General features: G+C 37.8%; 22 protein-coding genes and 2 pseudogenes. 13 read left to right on the forward strand and 11 right to left on the reverse strand.

Annotation, left to right across the window (positions count from 1 at the left end; translation table 11 throughout):
* The first annotated feature begins 293 nt into the window (after positions 1-293).
* Positions 294-1,085, forward strand: a complete 792-nt coding sequence (locus ACFINA_RS01850; protein ID WP_375614974.1) for a BA14K family protein — start codon at positions 294-296, stop codon at positions 1,083-1,085.
* 68 nt (positions 1,086-1,153) lie between these two features.
* On the opposite strand, the pseudogene ACFINA_RS01855 reads toward ACFINA_RS01850, so the two are convergent.
* A pseudogene (locus ACFINA_RS01855) lies at positions 1,154-1,468 on the reverse strand (MBL fold metallo-hydrolase); the annotation flags it as partial.
* Between ACFINA_RS01855 and ACFINA_RS01860 the strand changes: the two are divergent.
* Positions 1,464-1,868 (forward strand): annotated as a pseudogene (locus ACFINA_RS01860) (sensor histidine kinase); the annotation flags it as partial. The pseudogenes ACFINA_RS01855 and ACFINA_RS01860 sit on opposite strands and share 5 nt — an antisense overlap.
* Positions 1,869-2,350: 482 nt before the next feature.
* Entirely contained in the window at positions 2,351-2,974 is a 624-nt protein-coding gene (locus ACFINA_RS01865) for a BA14K family protein (RefSeq protein ID WP_375614975.1), read from the forward strand.
* A 67-nt stretch (positions 2,975-3,041) separates the two neighbouring features.
* Here ACFINA_RS01865 and ACFINA_RS01870 read toward each other — a convergent pair whose 3' ends face one another.
* Positions 3,042-3,692 carry an MBL fold metallo-hydrolase gene (locus ACFINA_RS01870; protein WP_375606477.1) on the reverse strand — a complete coding sequence of 217 codons (651 nt, stop codon included), beginning with the start codon at positions 3,690-3,692 and terminating at the stop codon, positions 3,042-3,044.
* Between the two features lie 144 nt (positions 3,693-3,836).
* On the opposite strand from ACFINA_RS01870, the gene ACFINA_RS01875 reads away from it, so the two are divergent.
* Positions 3,837-4,541 carry a response regulator gene (locus tag ACFINA_RS01875; protein WP_375606339.1) on the forward strand — a complete coding sequence of 235 codons (705 nt, stop codon included), beginning with the start codon at positions 3,837-3,839 and terminating at the stop codon, positions 4,539-4,541.
* An 8-nt stretch (positions 4,542-4,549) separates the two neighbouring features.
* Positions 4,550-5,890 carry an ATP-binding protein gene (locus ACFINA_RS01880; protein ID WP_375614976.1) on the forward strand — a complete coding sequence of 447 codons (1,341 nt, stop codon included), beginning with the start codon at positions 4,550-4,552 and terminating at the stop codon, positions 5,888-5,890.
* 45 nt (positions 5,891-5,935) lie between these two features.
* On the opposite strand, the gene ACFINA_RS01885 is transcribed toward ACFINA_RS01880, so the two are convergent.
* Together ACFINA_RS01885 and ACFINA_RS01890 are read right to left on the reverse strand one after the other, a co-directional pair.
* Positions 5,936-6,436 (reverse strand): YbjN domain-containing protein, encoded by a 501-nt coding sequence (locus ACFINA_RS01885; protein WP_273724125.1) that lies wholly within the window; start codon positions 6,434-6,436, stop codon positions 5,936-5,938.
* Positions 6,437-6,839: 403 nt separating this feature from the next.
* Positions 6,840-7,085, reverse strand: coding sequence for an accessory factor UbiK family protein (locus ACFINA_RS01890; protein ID WP_375606341.1), 246 nt, complete (start codon positions 7,083-7,085; stop codon positions 6,840-6,842).
* Positions 7,086-7,391: 306 nt separating this feature from the next.
* Between ACFINA_RS01890 and lgt the strand changes: the two genes are divergently transcribed.
* The 4 genes from lgt to ACFINA_RS01910 all read left to right on the forward strand — a co-directional run bounded on the left by lgt (position 7,392) and on the right by ACFINA_RS01910 (position 11,625).
* Positions 7,392-8,270, forward strand: coding sequence for a prolipoprotein diacylglyceryl transferase (gene lgt, locus ACFINA_RS01895; RefSeq protein WP_375606342.1), 879 nt, complete (start codon positions 7,392-7,394; stop codon positions 8,268-8,270).
* Complete coding sequence (locus ACFINA_RS01900; protein WP_375606343.1) at positions 8,245-9,324, forward strand: class I SAM-dependent methyltransferase; 1,080 nt, start codon at positions 8,245-8,247, stop codon at positions 9,322-9,324. Before lgt ends, ACFINA_RS01900 begins: the two co-directional genes overlap by 26 nt.
* Before the next feature lie 102 nt (positions 9,325-9,426).
* The gene (pgeF, locus tag ACFINA_RS01905; protein WP_375606344.1) at positions 9,427-10,218 is read left to right on the forward strand and encodes a peptidoglycan editing factor PgeF; all 792 of its coding nucleotides are present in this window, start codon (positions 9,427-9,429) and stop codon (positions 10,216-10,218) included.
* A 474-nt stretch (positions 10,219-10,692) separates the two neighbouring features.
* Positions 10,693-11,625 (forward strand): ribose-phosphate pyrophosphokinase, encoded by a 933-nt coding sequence (locus ACFINA_RS01910; protein WP_375606345.1) that lies wholly within the window; start codon positions 10,693-10,695, stop codon positions 11,623-11,625.
* On the opposite strand, the gene ACFINA_RS01915 is transcribed toward ACFINA_RS01910, so the two are convergent.
* Positions 11,622-13,121: a helicase HerA domain-containing protein gene (locus ACFINA_RS01915; RefSeq protein ID WP_375606346.1), complete on the reverse strand. Its 1,500-nt coding sequence runs from the start codon at positions 13,119-13,121 to the stop codon at positions 11,622-11,624. The two genes, ACFINA_RS01910 and ACFINA_RS01915, sit on opposite strands and share 4 nt — an antisense overlap.
* A 287-nt stretch (positions 13,122-13,408) precedes the next feature.
* Between ACFINA_RS01915 and ACFINA_RS01920 the strand changes: the two genes are divergently transcribed.
* A complete protein-coding gene (locus ACFINA_RS01920) occupies positions 13,409-14,038 on the forward strand; it encodes a 50S ribosomal protein L25/general stress protein Ctc (protein ID WP_375610123.1) in 630 nt (209 codons plus the stop codon).
* Positions 14,039-14,114: 76 nt separating this feature from the next.
* Positions 14,115-14,690 carry an aminoacyl-tRNA hydrolase gene (gene pth, locus ACFINA_RS01925; RefSeq protein ID WP_375606348.1) on the forward strand — a complete coding sequence of 192 codons (576 nt, stop codon included), beginning with the start codon at positions 14,115-14,117 and terminating at the stop codon, positions 14,688-14,690.
* A gap of 416 nt (positions 14,691-15,106) precedes the next feature.
* Here the strand turns inward: pth and ACFINA_RS01930 are convergent, their stop codons facing one another.
* Complete coding sequence (locus ACFINA_RS01930) at positions 15,107-15,850, reverse strand: L,D-transpeptidase (RefSeq protein ID WP_375606349.1); 744 nt, start codon at positions 15,848-15,850, stop codon at positions 15,107-15,109.
* Between the two features lie 265 nt (positions 15,851-16,115).
* Between ACFINA_RS01930 and ychF the strand changes: the two genes are divergently transcribed.
* Positions 16,116-17,219, forward strand: a complete 1,104-nt coding sequence (gene ychF / locus ACFINA_RS01935) for a redox-regulated ATPase YchF (protein WP_375606350.1) — start codon at positions 16,116-16,118, stop codon at positions 17,217-17,219.
* A gap of 155 nt (positions 17,220-17,374) precedes the next feature.
* Here the strand turns inward: ychF and ACFINA_RS01940 are convergent, their stop codons facing one another.
* From ACFINA_RS01940 to petA, 4 genes are all read right to left on the reverse strand, one after another.
* A complete protein-coding gene (locus tag ACFINA_RS01940) occupies positions 17,375-17,815 on the reverse strand; it encodes a PRC-barrel domain-containing protein (protein WP_375606351.1) in 441 nt (146 codons plus the stop codon).
* Positions 17,816-17,918: 103 nt separating this feature from the next.
* Positions 17,919-18,815, reverse strand: a complete 897-nt coding sequence (locus ACFINA_RS01945; RefSeq protein WP_375606352.1) for a cytochrome c1 — start codon at positions 18,813-18,815, stop codon at positions 17,919-17,921.
* Positions 18,809-20,065 carry a cytochrome bc complex cytochrome b subunit gene (locus ACFINA_RS01950; RefSeq protein ID WP_375606353.1) on the reverse strand — a complete coding sequence of 419 codons (1,257 nt, stop codon included), beginning with the start codon at positions 20,063-20,065 and terminating at the stop codon, positions 18,809-18,811. The genes ACFINA_RS01945 and ACFINA_RS01950 overlap by 7 nt, the downstream gene beginning before the upstream one ends.
* Before the next feature lie 4 nt (positions 20,066-20,069).
* Positions 20,070-20,618: a ubiquinol-cytochrome c reductase iron-sulfur subunit gene (gene petA / locus ACFINA_RS01955; RefSeq protein WP_375614405.1), complete on the reverse strand. Its 549-nt coding sequence runs from the start codon at positions 20,616-20,618 to the stop codon at positions 20,070-20,072.
* Between the two features lie 739 nt (positions 20,619-21,357).
* Here petA and ACFINA_RS01960 point away from each other — a divergent pair.
* Entirely contained in the window at positions 21,358-21,834 is a 477-nt protein-coding gene (locus tag ACFINA_RS01960; protein WP_375606355.1) for a tRNA (cytidine(34)-2'-O)-methyltransferase, read from the forward strand.
* A gap of 485 nt (positions 21,835-22,319) precedes the next feature.
* Here ACFINA_RS01960 and ACFINA_RS01965 read toward each other — a convergent pair whose 3' ends face one another.
* Complete coding sequence (locus tag ACFINA_RS01965) at positions 22,320-23,573, reverse strand: CCA tRNA nucleotidyltransferase (protein WP_375610117.1); 1,254 nt, start codon at positions 23,571-23,573, stop codon at positions 22,320-22,322.
* Between the last annotated feature and the right edge of the window lie 111 nt (positions 23,574-23,684).

Consider the following 23,684-nt stretch of genomic DNA (forward strand, 5'->3'; position numbering starts at 1 on the left):
ACTATAGGCTTTATTTATAAAATAGTTATTAAATTATATTAAATTAATTGATAGGAACAAATTATTCCCAAATAAATACTTTATACAACATAGTAAAAATCATCTACTACCAATACAATCTTATCAATTAAATACATTAAATTGAAATCAAAATTTTGTCAGTATCTATGATAGCTTTTACTAAATGGCTTATTTATTTGTTTTGTCACAATAAAGTCCAAAATTGTTCAGGCTCTATTCAGTTTGAAACGTGTAGGATGTGAAAAATACGAATTAACACAAGGAGCATCATTATGAAAAAAGTGATCAGGTTAGCGGTATTATCAGCAATGTCAACTGTGACCATTTTGATGCCGCTAAATGCAACGCTTGCGGATATGGCATGGAATCGTAGTGACTCTATCTCGAGAGAAATAGATGATATGATGAGGAAGATGCGTAAAGAAACAGATGATGCGATAAGGGAAATAAGGAAGAGAGCTGATATTCTGCCTTGCGGTTTTTCTCACTCCCATTGTTCTGATAAAAAACGTGGCTTTTTTTCTGATGATTTCCAAAAGTTTGTTGATGATTTCCACAAGAGTTCTGATGACAACAAGAGAAGATTTAAAGCCAAACATGAAAGGTCTGTAGCCAAACATAGTAAGACGGAACAACAACAACAACAACACCATCATCACCACCACCACCATTATCATCATGTTGAAAACAAAACATATCATTACGTCGAGCGCAAAAAGACAAAACACAGTAATATTCATATAGACAACTCAGGAGATGCTTTAGCGGTGGGCATTCTTGGTCTTGCAACAGGTACAATTCTTGGTACAATTTTAAAAAAACCAGAACAGCCACAAGTGGTTTATCAAATAGTACCACAAAGTCAGGTAATTTATCAAAAAGTTCCACAAAATCAAAGGGTTTATCAAGTGCAGCAAACGGTGGCATATGAGCCATTCCAGCAATCATTAGAATCTGATTGGCTTAACTATTGCAAGAAAAAATACCGTTCCTTTAACCCTAAAACAGGGACCTTTCGAGACCGTAATGGTTTGGAACACATTTGTTATGCCCCAATAAATTAACTTCTGTTGCGTCCTACTAAAAAAGTTTTAAATGGCAAAAAAACGCTTCAAAGCGTTTTTTTGTTTTCTCATATATTAAAATCTTGAAGAAAAGTATTATTTTGGCGCTCATAGTCTATACTACTTTTGGGATCATGCCCACAGATAAAACAAACATCATCGCCTAAGGGTAAAACTTTTTCTCGAAGGGATTTCATCAATTTTTCATAAGAACAGAAGGGGAAGTCCGTACGTCCAATAGAACCACGAAAGAGAACAACACCCAAGAAGGCTAAGCGCTCTTTCTCATTGAAACAAATAACATGACCAAGGGAATGCCCCAGTGTATGCAAAACCCTAAACTCATGTCCAGCAAAATACACACACTCACCATCTTCTAAATATATCGAACAACGCCCCATGATGCTTGCGGATGTAAGCCATGATTTAAGAACCATTCTCACCCGTTTTAAACTTCAGCTAACATTAGCAAATACTGACTTTGATATCAAGCCGCTTGAGCAAAATGTGAGCGACATGCAAAACATGTTAGAAGATTACCTTTCTTTTGCCCGTAGTGAAGAAAGTGAGTGTGTTAAAACTTTTGATTTAAATGCTCTTATGCAAAAATTCTCTACCGATGCACATCTTCACAAACGTCAATTTTCCTACACCATTGAAAGCCCTACACAAATACAGGCACGCCCACGTGCCTTCACGCGTCTCATCAGCAATCTTGTGTCAAATGCATTTTGTCATGCCAATACTGTCAAACTAACAGCCATATCCCAACAAGAATGTTTCCCATATATCAAAAAAAGTTCCCGCAATATATTATATTTATACAGTTATAATATGATATCGAACTCAATATTTAGCCTCACAAGAGAGTAGTGAAACAGGACTGTATTCAATCACACAAATAAGGTGAAATAAGGTTCTATCTTAGCACCATAAGCCTATAATAAAAAACGATAACTTTTATTCATACACCTATTGTTCAATTCATATTGTATCAAGCAATAAAAAAGTACTCATCAATAAATAATTTATAACCAATAGTAAAAAATCTGGTGCTCTAAATACAAGCTGCTTAATTAAGCTTAAGAAGAGTACATTAATTGAAATCAAAATTCTGTCATGATTTTATTTTATTGTATTGATAATATTTTTAACTAAATGAATTTTTATTTTTTTGTCACAATAAAGTCCAAAATTGTTCAGTCTCTATTCAGTTTGAAACGTGTAGGATGTGAAAAATACGAATTGACACAAGGAGCATCATTATGAAAAAAGTGATCAGGTTAGCGGTATTAACGGCAATGTCTACTGTAACCGTTTTGATGCCATTAGATCCAACGCTTGCGGATATGGCATGGTATCATAACTATGATATGAGAAGGGAGGCTGGTTTACCGTCTCACAATTTTAGCTCCCATTTTTCTCATAGTGAACATCACTCTTTTGATAATCCCCACAAGCGTCATTATGTTAGCCATAAATGGGGAGCACAACAACACCATCATGTTGAACACAAGACATATCATTATGTCGAGCGCAAAAAGACAAAACACAGTAGTATTAATATAAATAACTCAGGAGAAGCTTTAGCAATGGGCATTCTTGCTCTTGCAGCAGGTGCACTTCTCGGCAAAATTTTTAAAAAACCAGAACAGCCACAAGTTGTTTATCAAACCGCACCACAGCATCAAATTGTATATCAACAGGTTCCACAAGAACAGATAATTTATGAAGCTCCGCAAACGGTGGAATATGAGCCAGTACAACAATCATTAGAATCTGATTGGCTTAACTATTGCAAGAAAAAATACCGTTCCTTCAACCCTAAAACAGGAACTTTCCGAGACCGTAAAGGCGTCGAACACCTTTGTTATGCCCCAATAAATTAACTTCTGTTCTGCCCTACTAAAAAGTTTTAAATGGCAAAAAAACGCTTCAAAGCGTTTTTTTGTTTGCTCATATATTAAAATCTTGAAGAAAAGGATTATTTTGGCGCTCATAGCCTATGCTACTTTTGGGACCATGCCCACAGATGAAACGAACATCGTTGCCTAAAGGTAAAACTTTTTCTCTAAGAGATTGCATCAATTTTTCATGGGAACAGAAGGGGAAGTCCGTACGTCCAATAGAGCCACGAAAAAGAACATCACCCAAGAGGGCTAAGCGCTCTTTTTCATTGAAATAAATAACATGACCAGGAGAATGCCCTGGTGTATGAAAAACCTTAAACACATGTCCAGCAAAATGAACGCACTCACCATCTTCTAACCATCGATCAGGAATACAAATGCAAGCATCAGTGATGCCATAATTTTTTGCGCTTTCGCTCACGGCATCCATCACAGGCTTATCATCGCGATGTGAACCGATAATTTTTACATTAAGCGCTTCTTTCACTTGCATTGCTGCTCCTACATGATCAAAATGACCATGTGTTATCCAAATAGCCTCAACGATAACACCATTCTTTTCGATTACGTCTTGAATCCGCGGCCAATCACCACCAGGATCAACGAGAACCCCCGTTTTACATTCACTATCAAAAAGCAAAGTGCAATTTTGTTGGAATGTCGTAACTGGAATAATATGTATATTAAGACTACCCATCATATCCTTTTCAAAAATAACTTTTTTCAATTTATAAATAAAACTTTCTCTCCTTTAAGGTAAAGGTGCTGCTCGACAGCTTTATACAACTTATGTAAACTTGCACTTTGTGTAAACTAAATTTTTATCAAGGTTTTTTTAAGAATGAGCAATCACGTTCAAGTTTTGTGTGACGATGCCCCTCACCTTCTTGTGATTGATGACGATACGCGTATTCGCAATCTTTTATTTCAGTTTCTCATTAAAAATGGATTTCGTGTTTCAGTTTCAGCCAATGCGAATGAAGCAAGACGACTGTTAGCAAGTTTAGATTTTGATCTTCTTATTGTTGATGTCATGATGCCTGGCGAAAACGGTATTGATCTCACTCATTCACTCCGTCAAACAAAAGATGTCCCTATCTTCATGTTAACAGCTTTATCAGAAATAGACAATCGTATCCGTGGATTAGAAGCAGGGGCAGATGATTATCTGGCTAAGCCGTTTGACCCTCGTGAACTTCTCCTTCGCATCAACGCCATTTTACGACGTGGTTTTCCCCTTAGCCAACCTAAAATTGAGCAAATCATTTTTGGTCCTTATATATTTTCAATTTCACGGCGCGAACTCAAAAAAAGAGGAGAAATTATTAAATTAACCGATAAAGAACAAGAAATGATGATCATTTTTGCCGAAAATGCAGGCGATACAATTCCGCGCCATAAATTCGCGACCGATGACAGCAATATAAGTGAACGTGCCATTGATGTACAAATCAACCGCCTTCGCCGTAAGATCGAAAAAAATCCAGCACTTCCTATATGGCTCCAAACTGTGCGAGGAATAGGGTATAAACTCTCAATTGAATAGGCACAAGAATGTTCAAACCTTTAAGATTTTTTTTTCGATGGCTAACGAAAAAAATGCCTAAACGGCTTTATGCTCGTTCTTTGATCATTATTATTGCTCCCATGGTGCTTCTGCAAACGGTTATTGCTTACGTCTTTATGGAACGTCATTGGCAAATGGTAACCGAGCGTCTTTCAACTGCTGTCGTGCATGATATTTCAGCCATTATTGATATTATTGAAACATATCCACAACAAGATAACTATGAAGATATCAAGCGTATTGCACAACAACGTATGGGATTAAACATTTCTATTCTCTCTCCTGCCCCCTTACCCCCACCGGGACCTAAGCCATTTTTTGCAATTCTTGATTATTTTTTAAGCGAAGAAATTACCCGACAAATTAACCGTCCCTTCTGGATCGATACCGTAGGAGATTCTGATCTTGTTGAAATCCGTATCCACCTTGGCCACAACATCTTGCGTGTCTTCGCTCCGCGCAGCCAAGCCTATGCTTCCAATACCTCTATTTTTTTAAGCTGGATGGTAGGAACAGCTCTTGTTTTATTGTTGATAGCAATTTATTTCTTACGCAACCAAATAAAACCAATTCAACAACTCGCTGAAGCGGCTGAAAGCTTTGGGCGAGGTCGTCCCTTACCAAAAGGATTTCAACCACAAGGAGCTGATGAAGTCCGTCGTGCAGGCATCGCTTTTTTACGTATGCGAGAACGTATTGAACGCCAAATAGAACAACGCACCATGATGCTCTCAGGAGTAAGTCATGATTTAAGAACCATTCTTACACGTTTTAAACTTCAGTTAGCATTAGCAAATACTGGCTTTGATATTAAACCGCTTGAGCAAGATGTAAGTGATATGCAAAATATGTTAGAAGATTATCTTGCCTTTGCCCGTGGAGAAGGAAGTGAAAGTGTCAAGACTTTTGATTTAAATGCTCTTATGCAAAAATTCTCCACCGATGCTCATCTTCACAAACGTCAATTTTCTTACACTATTGAAGGTCCTACAGAAATACAAGTACGTCCACGTGCTTTCACACGCTTGGTCAGCAATCTTGTATCAAATGCATTTTGTTACGGCACAACCGTTAAACTAACAGCTAACTCTCAACAAGAATCTTTTATATTGATAATCGATGATAATGGACCTGGAATTCATGAAAATATGCGCACAGAAGTTTTTAAGCCATTCTTTCGACTTGATAAAGCGCGAAATCAAGATGCAAGTGGAACAGGACTTGGTCTTTCTATTGCTCAAGACATAGCACGCAGCCATGGTGGCAATATACAATTAGACGAGAGCCCACTCGGGGGATTGCGCGCTATTCTTGATATCCCCCTATGAGCAATATTTCAGCAAACCGTCTGTAAAAATAACAAACTTGATGTTTTAGGCATTCCCTACAGTTTCAAACAAAGTGTACTGCAGTGCCTTGTAAGCACTTTCTCCCGATAAAGCAACCATCTGAAATGCAACATAATGGCTTTCACAGGCTTTAAGTGCATGTATCAATAATGTTTCAACCTGTATATGAGATGGATGCATCCCACCAGCCAAAAGAAGACCTTGTCGATAAATAACTGAATTATTCCTTTGCCAGTAATCAAAATGTCCCAACAACAATTTTTCATTAATTGCTAGCAATAAGCGCTGTATTTCAGCTGTTCGAGCATTTTTAATAGAAAGATCAAACGAACAAGCTAAATGAAGTGCTTCATGCTCTTCCATCCATGAAAAAGCAAGACGATAGTTTGCGCGTTTTCCTTCCACACAAACGCTAATTTCATCTTGTGCATCTCGCTCAAACGACCAATCATATTCACAGGCAATCTGTTCGATAAAGTCAACAGGGTGCTCTTTTCTTTCTGTGGCGCAAAATGCAAGCCTCATCACAATCCTCAATCATCTTAAAACATTGTCAACAGAATATAAACCGCTTAAATTGTAACAATATTTGCTACAATCAAACCTCTTACACCAAACAAATACACATTAAAAACATCAACAAAACACAAACACCTAGAACACAATCGCGCTCTTTAGGGAAACCTGATAATCATGAAACGAATCATCAAGTTTTTTCAGTGTATTGATACAATTTGATAGCGCCAGCCCCCCTGATTCAAAAAAATGTATTTTTACCCAAAAAAAATCAAAAATAAACAAATGCTCCGCTCTAACAGACTCAAGATTAAGCATTTTTTAGTTTCACGCATCATATTGAAAAATTGGGGATATTTTTTTGAAGATTCTTTTTTTTAAACTATTTTACTTTTTTGTGCCTGCGTTTTTTTTAATCATCTTTTTTTAAATCATCAAGGCGTCTTTTCAAATCAGCGTTATCAGTATGGATTTTCAGCACCATCTCCTTAAAAGTCTCAAACTCTTCGCGAGAAACAAGATCAAGTTTGTTTGCTATCTTTTCAGCCTGCACACGAAAAGCTGTTCCAGCTTCACGTCGTATGCCTTGCGCAACGTCAGCAGCATCTGTTGCTAATTTTGCTAATTCATCAAGAATACGATTTGATCCATTACGCATAACCTTTTTCCTTAAATTTTAATTATTGACACACGCATTATAGCGTATTCTCATAACATTTAGATACTGTAATTTGTTCCTTTTACTCTATATTTCACATACTGTGCAGATTTTTCATAATGATTTTGTTTCAGATTTTTTAATATTCCTTTTATCACCATATTTTTTTACCGTAATAAATCAGTGGAAATCTCCCCCCCTTTCTGACTAGCCTTCCTACTGACTTGACCATTGTGTATTCATCTGTCATTTCTGACCATCAGAGTCACTTCATATTCATCTCGTATAATGTAAGATGCTTAACTCATGAACAATTTGTCTTGTCCAGCCATTGCTTTTCCGTCTTTTCTTGATCCTGTCATTATCCATCTAGGTCCCATAGCACTTCATTGGTATGGACTTGGTTACGTACTGGGTATTCTTTTTGCTTGGTGGTATGCGCAAAAATTATTAAAAAAAACATCTCTATGGTATAGAAACTATCCTCCTATGGATAAAGAAAAGATCGGAGATTTTGTTGTCTGGTCTGCCATAAGTGTTGTTGTCGGAGGGCGTTTAGGACAAGTTCTTGTATGGGATCCCATTTACTATTTTAACCATCCAAGTGCTATTATTGCCGTATGGGATGGGGGAATGTCCTTTCATGGCGGACTTATTGGTATTATCATTGCTATGATCTGGTTTGCCCGTAAAAATCATATTAACATACGAGCCATGTTTGATATCATTGCTGCAGGTGCTCCTATTGGTATCGGCGTTGTACGAATCTGCAACTTCATCAACCAAGAATTATGGGGCAATATTACTACACGTCCTTGGGCTGTTTGTTTTCCTCTCGATCCTTACTATTTACCGCGCCATCCAAGCCAGCTTTACGAAGCATTTATGGAAGGATTTCTTCTCTTCATCATCCTGTGTCTTCTTATTTTTGGGTTCAAAGCATTAAAACGTCCCGGTACTGTATCAGGAACATTTATTATAGGCTACGCAGTAACACGCAGCATTTCTGAAGTTTACCGTGCGCCTCAAGAAGATCCAGAATGGTTTTCGACTCTTTTCCATTCTACTGGTTTTACCTATGGCATGGCTTTATCTCTTCCCATGCTTCTTGTAGGGTTTTATCTTCTTCTCCACGCCTTTAAATATAAACCGACAGAAAATGGCCAATCTCAAAGAAAAAATTAAAGAAATTATTGTCCTTAATGGACCAATCACTGTTAGCCAATATATGACGTTGGCACTTACAGATCCTCAATTTGGTTATTATCAAACACAAACACCTTTCGGACGTGCTGGTGATTTCATTACAGCACCTGAAATAAGCCAATTATTTGGAGAAATGATTGGCATTTGGACTCTTGCGAGCTGGAAAGCTCAAGGGTGTCCTCACCCTTTTATTCTCGCTGAAATAGGTCCAGGACGAGGAACTTTGATGGATGACATTTTGCGAACCATCCAAAAGCTCTCTCAAACGGCATTTAATGCTGCTGAAATTTTTCTGATCGAAATAAGCCAAAAACTCGCAAAAGAACAAAAAAAGCGCCTTTGCTCTTATCAAAAACAAATCCATAGCATTGAAAATTTTAATCAAATTCCTTCAAAACCTCTCTTCCTCATTGCTAATGAATTTCTCGATACACTCCCTATCAACCAATATATTAAAGTCAATGGAAAATGGAAAGAGCGCCGCATTACAGTCAATCAAAATGGAGATTTTATCTTTATTGCTGCCCCGCATAAACTTCCCTCTTCTTGTCTACAAACCTATTGTTCTAAAGTGCCTGACGGAACAATTTTTGAACATGCCCCCTTACGGCATCAATTCATGCAACAAATCAGCCACCATTTAGTGCAAGTGACAGGTTCTGCTTTACTTATCGACTATGGTGCTTGTGAGCTTGCCTTTGGCGATACCTTGCAAGCACTCTCAAAACATAGATTTCGTGATGTTTTTGATGCCCCTGGTGAACATGATTTAACATCCCATGTTGATTTTTCTTTTTTAAAAAACATAGCTCTTGAACAGGGCTGTTTTGCTGAAATCTTAGAGCAAGGAGAGTTTCTTTTTAAAATGGGGCTACTGGAGCGCGCAAAACAGCTTGGAGTTGGCAAAAGTGCTCCTTTGCAAGACAAAATCCGCCAAGACATTGAACGGCTCGCTGGTCCAGATCAGATGGGAAAATTATTTAAAGTTTTACATTTCAGTGATAAAAATATCTCCATACCTCCCCAATTTTAATGATCGGCGCTTTTGTCAATCAACACATCATTATCTGAAATATTCATTGACAAATATGAACATCTCCATCCTCACTTTAAATAATCTCCATAAGGAACTTTTATGAAATCTATCCCTCATCCCATTCTTGCAAAAAATCTTTCTACTTTACACACCCATGGAATAAAACATGGATTTTTTACACGTCAAGGTGGTTTTTCAAAAAATCTTTATCATAGTCTTAATGTTGGGAAAGGTTCAAATGATCAACCTGAACATATCGTACAGAATCGTCTTTTGATCGCCAATTATTTTTCTATTGAAGCGCAAAATTTAGTCACAGTTAATCAAATACACTCCTGTAACGTTGTCGTAGCTCATCAAGCAACTATCGGTGCACCTCCTCAAGCTGATGCTCTGGTTACGACTACCCCAGAACTCGTTATTGGAGTTCTTACAGCAGATTGCGGACCCATTCTGTTTGCTGATCCACAAGCTGGAGTCATCGCTGCAACTCATGCTGGCTGGCGTGGAAGCTTAAATGGAATTATCGAGAAAACAATTGCTGTTATGGAAAAACAAGGAGCCAAAAGACAATCAATAACAGCAGTCCTTGGACCTTGTATTGGCCCTTATCACTATGAAGTAACAAACGAATTTTACGACCAGTTTATTGATTACCACAGCAAATACCAAAAATATTTTTTAAAAACAGACAAAATAAATCGCTTTTATTTTAATCTATGGGCATTTATTATAAATCAACTCAAAGAAGCAGGTGTTAATGCTTCTTGTGTAGAGCTTTGTACCTATCAAGATGAACAGCGTTTTTTCTCCTATCGCCGTGCAATACACCGCAACGAACCCGATTACGGACGGCAAATTTCTGCTATTATGCTGAAAAATAAAAGATGAGCCCCTTTTATGCTTGAGAACAATACCAAAACTGCAAAACTAAACTTTTTACCCAAATATAAAAATAAATCCCATTATACTTTGCTTTTTTCACGAAATTATCTACCAGCCCATAAAATATGATAGCCTTCGCTATGATCATTTTCAATGTTTGGTTATAATGATTGAAGGCAAGATAATACTTCTTTTTATTACTCCCTTTCATTCATCTTAAATATGAAACATTCCCCATATTGAAAGTATTTTTATAAAGTAATAACCAAAAAGCTTAATCAATATGTTTTTCTTTGCCGCATGGAGAAAAAACTTTGCTCTAAAAGTAACAAACTTTTGGAAAAAGAGAAAACATACTGCATAGCTCTTTAATAATAATCAATAAAATTGTAATGGTTTTGTAATTGTTTTCTTGCAATTTAATAAAAAGAAATTAAAAACCGTGTCGCATTCCTACCATGATGATTCAGAGGTTCTACTATGAAACTTTTCTGCGGAAATTCTAATCCACGCCTAGCTGAAGATGTTGCAAATTATTTGAACATCCCCTTAGGCAAAGCAACTGTAAAGCGCTTTGCTGATCAAGAAATTTTCGTAGAACTGCATGAAAATGTACGTGGACAAGATGTTTTTGTTTTGCAATCTACATCCTATCCCGCAAATGATCATTTGATGGAATTACTCATCATGATTGATGCCCTTCGTCGTTCTTCTGCGCGTCGTATTACAGCTGTTATCCCCTATTTTGGCTATGCACGCCAAGATAGAAAACCAGGACCACGAACTCCTATTTCTGCAAAACTTGTTGCCAACCTCATTACTGAAGCAGGGGCCCATCGTGTTTTAACATTGGACCTTCATGCAGGACAAATTCAAGGTTTTTTTGATATCCCTACAGATAATCTCTATGCTGTTCCTGTCATTTCTCGCGATGTCAAAGTGCATTATTCTCTTGAAAATGTTATCGTTGTTTCACCTGATGTGGGTGGTGTGGTGCGCGCGCGCGCACTCGCCAAGCGCTTGAACAGTTTGCTCGCTATTGTGGATAAACGTCGCGAAAGCCCCGGTGAATCAGAAGTTATGAATATCATTGGAGATGTATCGGGAAAAGATTGCCTTTTGCTTGATGATATTGTTGATTCAGGTGGAACTTTATGCAATGCAGCAAGTGCTCTGCTTAAACATGGTGCCAATAGTGTCACAGCTTATATCACGCACGGTGTTCTTTCTGGTAATGCAATCGAGCGAATTGCCAATTCAGAGATGAAAGAATTGGTTATTACAGATTCAATCATGCCAACACAAGCTATTGAGAAAACCCATAATATTCGTGTTTTGCCCATTGCCGACCTTATGGGAGAAGCAATAGCAAGGACAGCAGCAGAACAATCCGTTTCAAGCTTATTTGGTTAAAGTGGTTCCTTGGGATCTCCTGGTGCTGTTTCAACACCAAGATCAGGAAATGCAACAATGCGTTGGCCACTAAAATGCGTATGAATAACAATGAGACCGCGTTCTTCAAAGTAGGTTAAAAGCCGACGGACGCGGCTTAAAGAATGAGTCCCATAAAGACGTGCTAAAAATGCATCGGATGGACAAGGCTTTCCGCCCAATGCGGCTTGAGCCACGTTCAAGAAGACTCCTTGAACATCTTCTTCCAAACTTTCTGATATCTGCAAAATATGTTTCCAATGTTCACTGACAGCCGTTTGTTCATCAACAAAAGCCTGAGCAATAGCCAATTTACGCCGAAATTGTGAAAGATTAAAAGGAACCTTTGACATACCATGGATACGGCAACGAACTGAAAAATCTTGATAAAGCACCGCTGTTGAACGATAAAAAGCCTCAGAATCCTCAAGAATTTCCCGAATAATATGTTCTGCTTGGCCGTCACGCTCAACATCAGAAAGTTCAGGAAATAAACTCAAGTTTTCTTCCAACAGCTCTTGTTTTTTATGTACTACCTCCTCTAACATCTCGTGCATTGATTTTTCCCTCATCGGCTCTCGTGTTTGTTTAAATGGCGTTAAAATTTCCTCTGGTGAAGCAGTAAAAACGAGCTCTTGCACATCATCCCGCTCTGTTGGAAGTGGCATTAATTTAGGACTAGAAGAGCGTGCCAAAGTTTCAACAGAACCGATAATGATTGGTAAGGGACGTCGTGATAAAGCGGGACCTAAAGCGATAAAATTTCCCCGCTCAAGATCTCTAAACATTTCTGCTTGACGACGCTCCATTCCCAAAAGATCAGCAGCGCGCACCATATCAATATCTAAAAAAGTCCGCCCTATTAAAAAGTTTGAAGCTTCAGCAGCAACATTTTTGGCCAGCTTAGCCAAACGTTGTGTCGCAATAACACCAGCAAGACCACGTTTGCGCCCCCGACACATAAGATTAGTCATAGCACTCAGTGAAATTTTACGTGCTTCATCAGAAACTTCTCCTGCAGCAGTTGGAGCAAACAATTGTGCTTCATCAACAACGACAAGCATAGGATACCAATAATCACGTTCCACATCAAACAGTGCCCCAAGGAAAGCACCCACAGCACGCATCTGTTGTTCAGTATCCAAACCTTCAAGATTAAATACTACAGAAACCCGATGTTGTCGAATGCGATGCGCAATACGCGTCAATTCTAGTTCGCTCCGTTGAGCCTCTACAATAACATGACCAAATTTGTCTGCCAAAGTTACAAAATCACCTTCTGGATCAATCACACAATGCTGTACCCACTGAGCACTTTGTTCTAGAAGACGGCGTAAAAGATGTGATTTACCTGAACCAGAATTACCTTGAACAAGAAGACGTGTTGCCAATAACTCTTCCAAATCAAGAAGTGCTGGCATCGATTTATGCAAAGCACGACTCTCTGATATCTCACCCAAGGCAATCTCAACCTTCATAACATCTCCAGTGTTTGATTTTGAACATATCAGCGCATATTGGTTGATTCTCCATCCTGTACCATAATGTGTAACATTTCCTCTTTTTTAACGATAGAAATCATCGATTTTTCCCACAACTCTTGCATCTATGAATAGTTTGAATTATAGAACAGACTTCTGCGTAGACACCCTTGGAGGCAACGCAGAATGGAGCAATCGCTGCTTATCAGCGCATATCTTCATATCCATGCAAAAACTGTTATTGTTTTTGAAGGATCTCCAATCATGTAAAAAGGACTTAAATTATGAGCAAAAGCTACACTCTTAAGGCCGAAAAACGCGAGCGGGTTGGTAAGGGGTCCTCCCGTGAACTTCGCCGCAACGGTCTTATTCCTGCTGTCATTTATGGTGAAAAACAACCTCCTTTGGCAATAACAGTTCCCTATAAAGAAATTTTCTATAAAATTCACGCTGGTGGCTTTCGTACCACCATTGCAACGATTATTCTTGACAAGCAAAAAATTATGGTTTTGCCAAAAGATTATCAATTAGATCCCGTGCGTGACTTTCCCCTCCATGTAGATTTCTTACGCATTTCAGCAAAATCCGTTGTAGAAGTGAATATTCCTGTCCACTTCCTCAATGAAGATACGGCCCCTGGACTTAAAAAGGGTGGTGTCCTCAATATTGTTCGGCACGAAATTGAATGTACAGCTCCAGCAAGTGCTATTCCTGAAGCTATTGAAATTGATCTCTCCAGCTACTCTATTGGTGATTCTATTCACATTTCAGCAGTGCAACTGCCAAAAGATGTGACTCCCATCATCCAAGATCGAGACTTTACCATTGCAACCATTGCAGCTCCTGCTGGCATGGATGTCAGCGATGAAACCTCTGAACAAGAAAATGATGAAGAAGACACGGAAACTTCATAAAACTCAAAAGGCGGAAATTTTTTCCGCCTTAATTTATGAGACATTACCCTTACTCATACTTTGACTGAAAATACACATGTGGCTTATTGCTGGTCTTGGCAATCCTGGTTTACAATATCAAAATAACCGCCATAATATCGGTTTTATGGCTGTTGATGCCATTTATCAGTCCTTCTCTTTTTCTCCATGGTCGAAAAAGTTTCAAGCAGAAATCTCCAATGGTTTCATAGATAATGAGAAAATTTTTCTTATAAAACCGCAAACTTTTATGAATTGCTCGGGTCAAGCTATCGGTGAAGCTTTGCGATTTTATAAATTAGATTTGAAGAATTTGATCATCATTTATGATGAGTTAGACCTGCCTCCGGGAAGAGTCCGTGTAAAAATTGGTGGAGGAAATAATGGACATAATGGTATTAAATCTATTGATACCCATTGTGGTACTAATTATTGCCGTATACGCATAGGAATTGGTCATCCTGGAAGCAAAGAACTTGTTCATCAGCATGTCCTAGGAAATTTTACCAAATCTGATCAAGAATGGCTTCCCCCTCTCTTAGAGGCAATCGCAAAAAATATCGCTCTCCTTATAAAAGATGACAAATCCCTCTTTATGAATGAAGTTTCACAAACAATAAAAAATAAGAACTGACCCTAACAGCTTATTTCTCTCATCAATAAAAAAACAACTTTTCTCTATAAAATCTATACATATAACTTATTGATTTATAAGAATTAATTGTTTTATATTCTTGAATAGAAATGCCAAATATCACAAGATTTATTTTAAATCTATTAATAATGAAACCATAAAAACCATTGGCTTTCACCTCACAAGTTGGAGGACATATGGATAAAAACTTTTGAAAAAAGAAAGAAAAATGCCTCTTATAAATTTCCTCAAAGGCAAAACCTGTTGGGAAAATATGAAAGCTAGCAAATAGAACAATGATATTTGTACATATCTTTTGAAACAGAGAAGAGGTCTATACTCTTTTTTTGGAGGAAGAGAAGATTGAACAGCAAACCAAAATACCCAAACGGCTCTCTCCAATCTTCTCCCCTAAATTAAAAAAAATCATTTGGCTGAATGGTCGATTGTAGCGGATCGTAACCATTTGATTGTTGACTATAAACTGTAGGAATACTCCTATTGTTTTGCAATACCACAACACGCGAACCAACGGGAACACGATCATAAAGATCGATAATATCTTGATTAAGCAAACGGATACACCCACTTGAAATAGCACGCCCAATTGACCACGATTCGTGTGAGCCATGAATACGGAAAAGTGTATCTTTCCCATTTTTGAACAAATAAAGTGCCCGCGCACCTAATGGATTATCGGGCCCTGGTGGCATTCCTTTCCCAAGATGACCATAACGTTCTGGTTCTCGAGCCATCATAGCTGCAGTAGGAGCCCAATTTGGCCACCGACGCTTGCGCTGTATAACCCCCTCACCTTCAAATGCTAGGCCTTCTTTACCGACACCAATCCCATAACGCAAAGCTTTTCCATTTTCACCAATAAGGTAAAGAAAACACTCTTGCGTATCTATAACCAATGTTCCAGGCGCATAAGATGTATAATAAATCACCTCTTGTCGCCAATATTTTGGATCAATTGTCGCAAGATCAACAGCAGGTAACGAATAGGCCTCATTCGTTACAGGACCATACAAAGCCTGTATTTCTGGTGGAATGTATCGAACTTGTTGAAAAGGTACCGATGACATATCTGACTGACGTGTAGCACATCCAGCCAAAGCCAAAAGTGCTGCAATTAAAAAGGCACAACGAGATAACACTCTTCTATTTTCTCCGATTAATTATTTATGCAGATTTGCATACCATGAAAAACTTAGCACACTATTAACATTAATTCGAAGTTTTCTTATCCTTGTAACTAAGGAGAGCATTAAGATAAGAAGAACTAAGGTAAAAAAGTAGATACCTACTACTTTAGACTTTTTTCTCACTTATCGCAAGACAAGGACTATAACTCTTCTGAAAATATGCTATAAAAAGGAAGCTTTATCTTAACCATAAAATCAGTAGAAAAGAAAGACTCTCATGGGCTTTAAATGCGGTATTGTCGGATTACCTAATGTCGGGAAATCAACTCTTTTTAATGCATTAACAAAAACAGCCACTGCACAGGCTGCCAATTATCCTTTTTGTACTATTGAACCCAATACCGGTGAAGTTGCTGTTCCAGATTTACGAATGGAAAAAATTGCATCAATTGCTGGTTCAAAAGAAACGATTCCTACACGCATTAACTTCGTGGATATTGCGGGGTTGGTACGAGGAGCCTCAAAAGGCGAAGGTTTAGGGAATAAATTTTTAGCCAATATTCGTGAAGTCGATGCCATTGTCCACGTTTTACGCTGTTTTCAAAACGAAGATATTACCCACGTAGAAGGACGTATTGATCCTGTTAGTGATGCAACAACGGTTGAAACCGAACTTATGCTTGCAGATCTTGAAAGTCTTGAGAGAAGAATCGTACAAATCCGTAAACGAGCAACTGGAAAAGATAAAGAAGCCCTTACAATTCTACCCATTATGGAAAAAGCATTAAACATACTGCAACAGGGAAACCCTGTCCGCTTATTACTCAAAGATATCTCTTCTGATGAAAAGAACATTCTTAAAAGTTTAAATCTTTTAACCTCCAAACCTGTACTTTATGTTTGCAACGTAAGCGAAAATGACGCCGCTCATGGCAATAGTTTTACCCAAACAGTTGAAAAAATGGCAACAGAGCAAAATGCGCAAAGTATTATCATTTCGGCTTCTATCGAAGCGGAAATCACGCAACTGAGTGATGCTGAAGCCTCAGAATATCTCAATGCTCTAGGACTCTTTGAACCAAGTTTAAATCGCCTTATTCGCGCTGGTTATCATTTACTTGATCTCATTACTTACTTCACCTGTGGGCCTAAGGAAACGCGAGCATGGACAATTGCGCGTGGTACCAAAGCTCCCCAAGCAGCTGGCGTTATTCACTCAGATTTTGAGCGCGGCTTCATTCGTGCACAAACCATCAGCTACAATGACTATATTGCTCTGGGTGGAGAAAGCGGTGCAAAAGAAGCAGGAAAAGCCCGCGATGAAGGAAAAGAATACATTGTGCAAGATGGCGATATCATGTTATTTAAACATAATACTTAAATCTTCACTCTATCTTAATAGTTTATCTTGAAAATTTTGTATTAAGTTCATGAGAGCTTACCGCAAAAGTTCCTAAAGGTCTCCTGAACAAAAAACAGGTGCTACCATTATTGTGACAGCAACTGTTTTATCCATTCAAGAATGGAAATATAAAATTAGCGCGTCCAACGCCCTTCGTATTTAAATGTTGGAGCGTCCTTTAAAGAATCTTTTGTCGCATTTGTAATAAGTTTCCACTTACCATAATCATTTGTCATCTGGATTGTTTCTGGAGAAACGACCACATAACTCTCCCCTATACCAAGGAAACCACCAACTGCAACAACAAATCCCGCAATATTATTTTCACGTAAAATAATATCTTTTACTTCACCAATATTTTCATCTTCTATATTATATACCTTAGCACCTATAAGGCTAGAAGCAACAAAATCCGTTGCTAAAGGTGTTACATAACGCACAGAATTATTTATCCCTACCTGTACAATACCTGTCGAAGAAATCATTTCAGGTTTAGAAGGTCCTTCAAAAGACTGCGCATAAGTACTAGAAATCATCAAAATTGACATAAGAGTAGTACATGAAATTTTTTTCATTTTAACATCTCCGTTTTTACTTTGCTTTTACTTTATAAAACCTCAATGCATTATAAACAGATTTGTTCCTTATGCTTTTTATACTCTTTCAAAACCAGTCGCCTTATCCTTTTTTCTTTATTTCGTCTTTTGTTTCTTTCTCAAACTCTTCTTCTAAACTACGCCAAATACGACCTTTTAAAATATAAACAAGCCCTGCAAAAATGATTAAAAATAAAATAACACGAAAACCGGTTTTTTTACGAATTTCCATATGAGGATCAGCAGACCACATCAAAAAAGCAGAAACATCACGAGCGTAATGTTCAACGGTTTCTGGGGTTCCATCTTCATAAGCAACTACACCATCACTCAAAGGAGGTGCCATAGTTAAAAAATTACTGGCAATAAAATAAGGATTATACCAATAACCATCAGCAACTTTTACTTTCTTCGGCGCTTCCTGATATCCTGTTAAAAGAGCTGTAATATAATCTGGACCAGCCGTATCATAATGAGTCAAAACATCCGTAATTAAAGCAGGAAAAGGCAAAGATACACCACGTGCACGTGCCATCAATGACAAATCTGGAGGATAAGCACCATTCAAAACCTGTCTTGCTTCTTCTTCATACGCAAAGGGAGAAGGAAAATAATCCGTTGCAACCCCAGCACGTTTAAAAAATTTTCCTTCTCGATTAGGACCATCACGCACTTCATACTGCCCCGCCAAAACTTTAATCTGTTCTTGATCATACCCAAGAGCTTTTAAATTGCGAAAAGCCACATATTTTAGCCCATGGCAGCTGGAACAAACTTGTTTATAAACCTTTAATCCGCGCCTCAATTGCGCCTTATCGTAGAACCCAAATGGACCTGAAAAACTCCATTCTTGTTTTTTAGGAACCTGTAAAGGAAAAGAAATAAATCCCTCTTCCTGATCAGAGGCATCACCCGCTAAACTCTGAGCAGAAAAACTCATAGCAACAATAACAACCAGCCCGACAAAAACATTTACCATAGTCTCTTTTTTTTCTGTTTTAAATCTTGCATAATTGAAGAAGGAAGAGAATAATTTTTTTCAAACGCTGGCAAAATCGGCAAAATAACCAAAAAAAATATAAAATAATAAACCGTAGCCAATTGTGTCCATAAAAGAATTTTGTCACTTATTTCTCTTGACCCCAACCAACCAAGAAAAACGACATCAATAACCAACGCCCAAAAGAAAATTTTATAAACAGGTCGATATCTTGCTGAACATATTTTAGAGCGGTCTAACCATGGCACAAAAATTAAAATGCAAATCGAACTGACGAATAAAACAAAGCCAACAAAGTTTGAAGAGAAAATACCAATATCAAAAGTTATAGCACGAAGCATCGCATAAAAAGGCAAAAAATACCATTCTGGAACCACACGAAGAGGTGCCTTTAAAGGATCTGCCACACTATAATTTTCAACCTGCCCCATATAATCGGGCATATAAAACAAAAACCAGGCAAAGAAGATGAGAAAAACAGTAATAGCAAAAATATCTTTGATCAGTGCATAAGGCGAAAATGGAACCGTTTCCTTATCTGACTGTATAGCAAGACCCGTTGGATTTCCTTGCCCAACACAATGAATTGCCCAAATATGAAGCCCCACAAAAAGAAGCAAAACAAATGATAAAACATAATGGAAAACATAAAAACGATTCAACGTTGGTTGTCCTACGACATAACCACCAAGAAGTGTCTCATGCAACCAAGACCCCACTAAAGGAATCGTTTTGAAAAGCCCTGCAATCACTGAAGCAGCTGAAATAGACATCATCCCCCAAACAAGCACATAACCAAAAAACGCTATTGCCATCATGATGATATAAATAAAAATACCTGTAACCCATACCATTTCTCGCATATTTTTATAAGAACCATAATAAAGTCCACGTGCCAAATGGATATAAACAGCAATAAAAAAAAACGAAGAGCCTACACAATGCCATGGACGAAAAAGCCAACCAAACTGCCCTTCACGCCGAAATCGTTCACTAGTTTCAAAAGCCAAATGAATATCCGGAACATAATGCATAGCCAAGACAATACCTGTCAATAGCTGTGATAAAAGCATAATGGTTAAAATACCGCCAAATGTGTAAAAGTAATTAAGATTACGCGGAACAGGAAAAATCACAAATGCATTATAAAAAAAACGAGGAAGAGGAAAACGCTTATCAAACCAACGAGCAAGTGCATTTTTAGGACAATAAGGAGAAAACCTTGTCATAACCTTATCCTATTTTGAGCAAAGTATCAGAAAGAAATTGGTAAGGAGGAATAGCCAAATTATAGTTAGCTGGACCCGAACGCACTCTTCCAGCTGTATCATAAACAGACCCATGACAGGGACACAACCATCCTCCAAATTTACCCGATTGCCCAAGTGTTACACAGCCTAGATGCGTACAAAGATTAATAACAATAAGCCAATTTTCACGTCCTTTACCTGCTGAACGCGCAAAATCTGTTGCTTCCTTTTCACCTTCAAGATTAGGATTGCGCGCTTGACGATCTTTTAGAAGTCTCAATTCAGTAGCGCGCGCATCAGCAATTTCTTTTGCCGTACGATTTCGAATAACAACAGGCTGTCCTCGCCACTTTACCGTTATCGACATCCCCTCTTCAATACCAGAAAGATCAACCTCAACAGAGGAAGATGCCAAAACAGCTTCATCTGGACACAACTGACGGATAAAAGGCCACATAACCGCTCCCATTCCAACTGCTCCTGCAACAGCTGTTACCAAAAACAGAAAATCCCGCCTCGTTTGCTCACCCATGGCCTTAACTTAAAGAGACACTTTGCTAAAGCATCCTTTCTACCATACCCTCTCCCATTGTACAATGCTTGATCACTCAGTTACCTCAATCATAAAAACATCCCCGTAAAAACTCCTGCCATTTGTATGGTTTATACAAAAAACTGTTTTATAATGATAATTCATCATTTTACAGAGTGAATGAAATCCTGAAACACCGTAAGGTTTTTTCATTTCCAACCTATTCATATTAATCAATCAAAATTACTCCCCCGCCCGTGAAAATCAGAGATAGCATGTAAATAAACACTTCTAAAGAAAGATAGTCTTATTATGACCATATCTCAGTAAACAAGTTGAGCTTATCGGTTATTTCTTTAACACATTTACAGCATCTCTCCCTCTCTCAATTCCAACTGGTTGTATGAGTATTTTTTTCGCTTCTTTTTTTGCATAAGCTTCTGTTTTTGCATAAAAAGCATATTTTGTTGATTTTAATTAAAATGGATGATCTAACCTCATTAAATATCCCACTTTTCAACATAATGAGCCAATCCATTCATGGATCGCTCAATAAAATGAAGTCCCGAATAGGGAGCTTCTCTCTTATCCCAAACAGATCTGTATACATAACTTTTTCCCTGAAATTTAAAGGGAATAAAAATTAACCGTAAAAAACATGTATTTCTCAAAGCATATTTTTCGAATAAATTGTGGTATTTCTTTACAAAGTCGAAAGAAAAATCATATTACAGAGAACATGACACTTCATATAGCTCTTTTCCAACCTGATATTGCTGGTAATACTGGAACGATTTTACGTCTTAGCGCTTGCTTTGGTTTACATGTGCACATTATTGAACCTGCAGGCTTTAATCTGTCGGATCGTAATCTCAAACGCGCAGGATTGGATTATCTCGAATATGCTTCCTTAGAACGACACATTGATTGGCAACATTTTATAAGCTCCATGAAACACTTTAACCGCCGCCTGTTGCTTTTAAGTACAAAAGCAAAAACATGCTATACGCAGATATGCTATCAAAGAAATGATGTTTTACTTTTTGGTCGGGAATCAGCTGGAGTTCCCGATTATGTTCATGAAACGGCCGATTACACACTGAAAATTCCCATGCAACCACAGGCACGCTCTCTCAATCTCGCCATGAGCGTGGCTATAACAACAGGAGAAGCATTGCGCCAAATTGGTTATTATGAAAGAAAATGTATTTTATAAAAATATAAATTATCACGAAAAACAATAATACAACATATAAAGAACAGTTAGAGCGTATAATGCCTATCATTTTCAAACAATTAAGTGCTTGTAAAATAAACATTTATTAGTGCCCATCACATCCATTTCATATCACCTCATATCACCACCTATGAATGATTAAATACTCCTCATAGTAAAAATCCAGTGAACATCCCCCTCTTTATGGTCATACAAGGTGCAAACCGCTATCACTATTCTCTTTATTCGTTCTCATTTTCGAGAATCCTTATCTTTGAGATGGTTTATAAGAGACATTTTCCCCCTCTGTAATCATTTTTCCTCACTTGTGACGTGTAAGGCAATAATTTTGATTGATGTAATATGAACAGGTTTGAAATAACCTTACAATATTGTGGACTCTTCTTTCACATGAATAGTGATTATTATAAATTAATATGTTGACTTAAAAAATATAAAAAACAGTGGGTTTATAAACAGAAATATTATAAATCAATTTTTTCTAATAGTGCATGACGATCCATTAAAAATCCGCTTTCAATCCATATCATTTCTAGCTCTTTAAGCTTTTTTCCTAAAAGTATACCTTTCGTAAAACCTTTTTTTATTAAATCGTTACCATTAATAGGAAAAGTTGGAATTTGCCATTTTTTGGCAAGTTGATAAAGCTTAATATAACCCTCTGCTTTTTGCAAAGCATCACTTTTTTCCAGATGATCAAGATGTGATGCAGCGACAGACAACGATAATTGATCTAAAACTGGCTGTCGTCCATGAAAATAAATCAGTTTTTGCACAAAATGATCAGAACAGTTTTGGTTTATTATTTCTAACTCTGCCCATTCTTTTAATCGCGTTGTTTCCTTAAGAGAAAAACGCAAGCGCTGTGCCATTTCATGAAGACGCATGGGATCAGGAGGAAGAAGGCTTTCTAGCCGTAACAATGGATCAACTTTCCAACCAAGAGCCTGTTCTGTCTTCACCAATGCGTGAATTGCATCAATACCCCATCGTTCTGTTTCAGGGAAAATGAGTGCCAAAATTCTGCTTTGTCGCATCCATAAAAGAGCACGCGTTGGATCAAACGCCGCAAGAAGCTTTTTCATTTCTGCCCAAATACGTTCAGAAGAAAGTTTTTTTAAACCGTGTTTTAAACGAACACATGCCTTCAATCCTTGCACATCAGGTCGCCCTGCTCCATACCACGCAAAAAAGCGAAAAAACCGTAAAATACGCAAATAATCTTCGCCAATACGATCTTCTGCAACCCCAATAAAACGAACTGTTCGGCTAGCAATATCACTCAAACCTCCCACATCATCATAAAGGTTGCCAGCAGCATCACAATAAAGCGCATTTATCGTAAAATCTCGCCGTTCAGCATCTTTTTTCCAATCACGACCAAATGCCACTTTTGCATGACGACCATCCGTTTCAATATCGCAGCGAAGCGTTGTAACCTCATAAGAACATGAATGAGCAACTACTGTTATTGTACCAAACGCAATCCCTGTAGGAATAGCTTTAAATCCTGCTGCTTCTACACGTGCGATAATCTGTTGCGGCAAGCAGGTTGTGGCAATATCAATATCACTAATAGGCTGCCCTAGCAGTTGATTGCGTACTGCTCCCCCTACAATACGCGCCTCTTCCCCCTCCACAGACAAAACACGAAGAAGTGTTTGGATATCGCTTTGTTGTAACCACGCAACCTGTTTGAAGTTCTGTCTTATATTCACCCTTTAACCTTTCAAAAAAGTTGTCTTCATTGCTTTAAAAAACTCTCTTCATAAAACAATTTTTTTAAGACATCCCTTATAAAGCACGTCTATTCTTCCAAAGAAACTTTT

Source organism: Bartonella sp. AC10YNML, from assembly GCF_042196825.1.
GTDB lineage: Bacteria > Pseudomonadota > Alphaproteobacteria > Rhizobiales > Rhizobiaceae > Bartonella.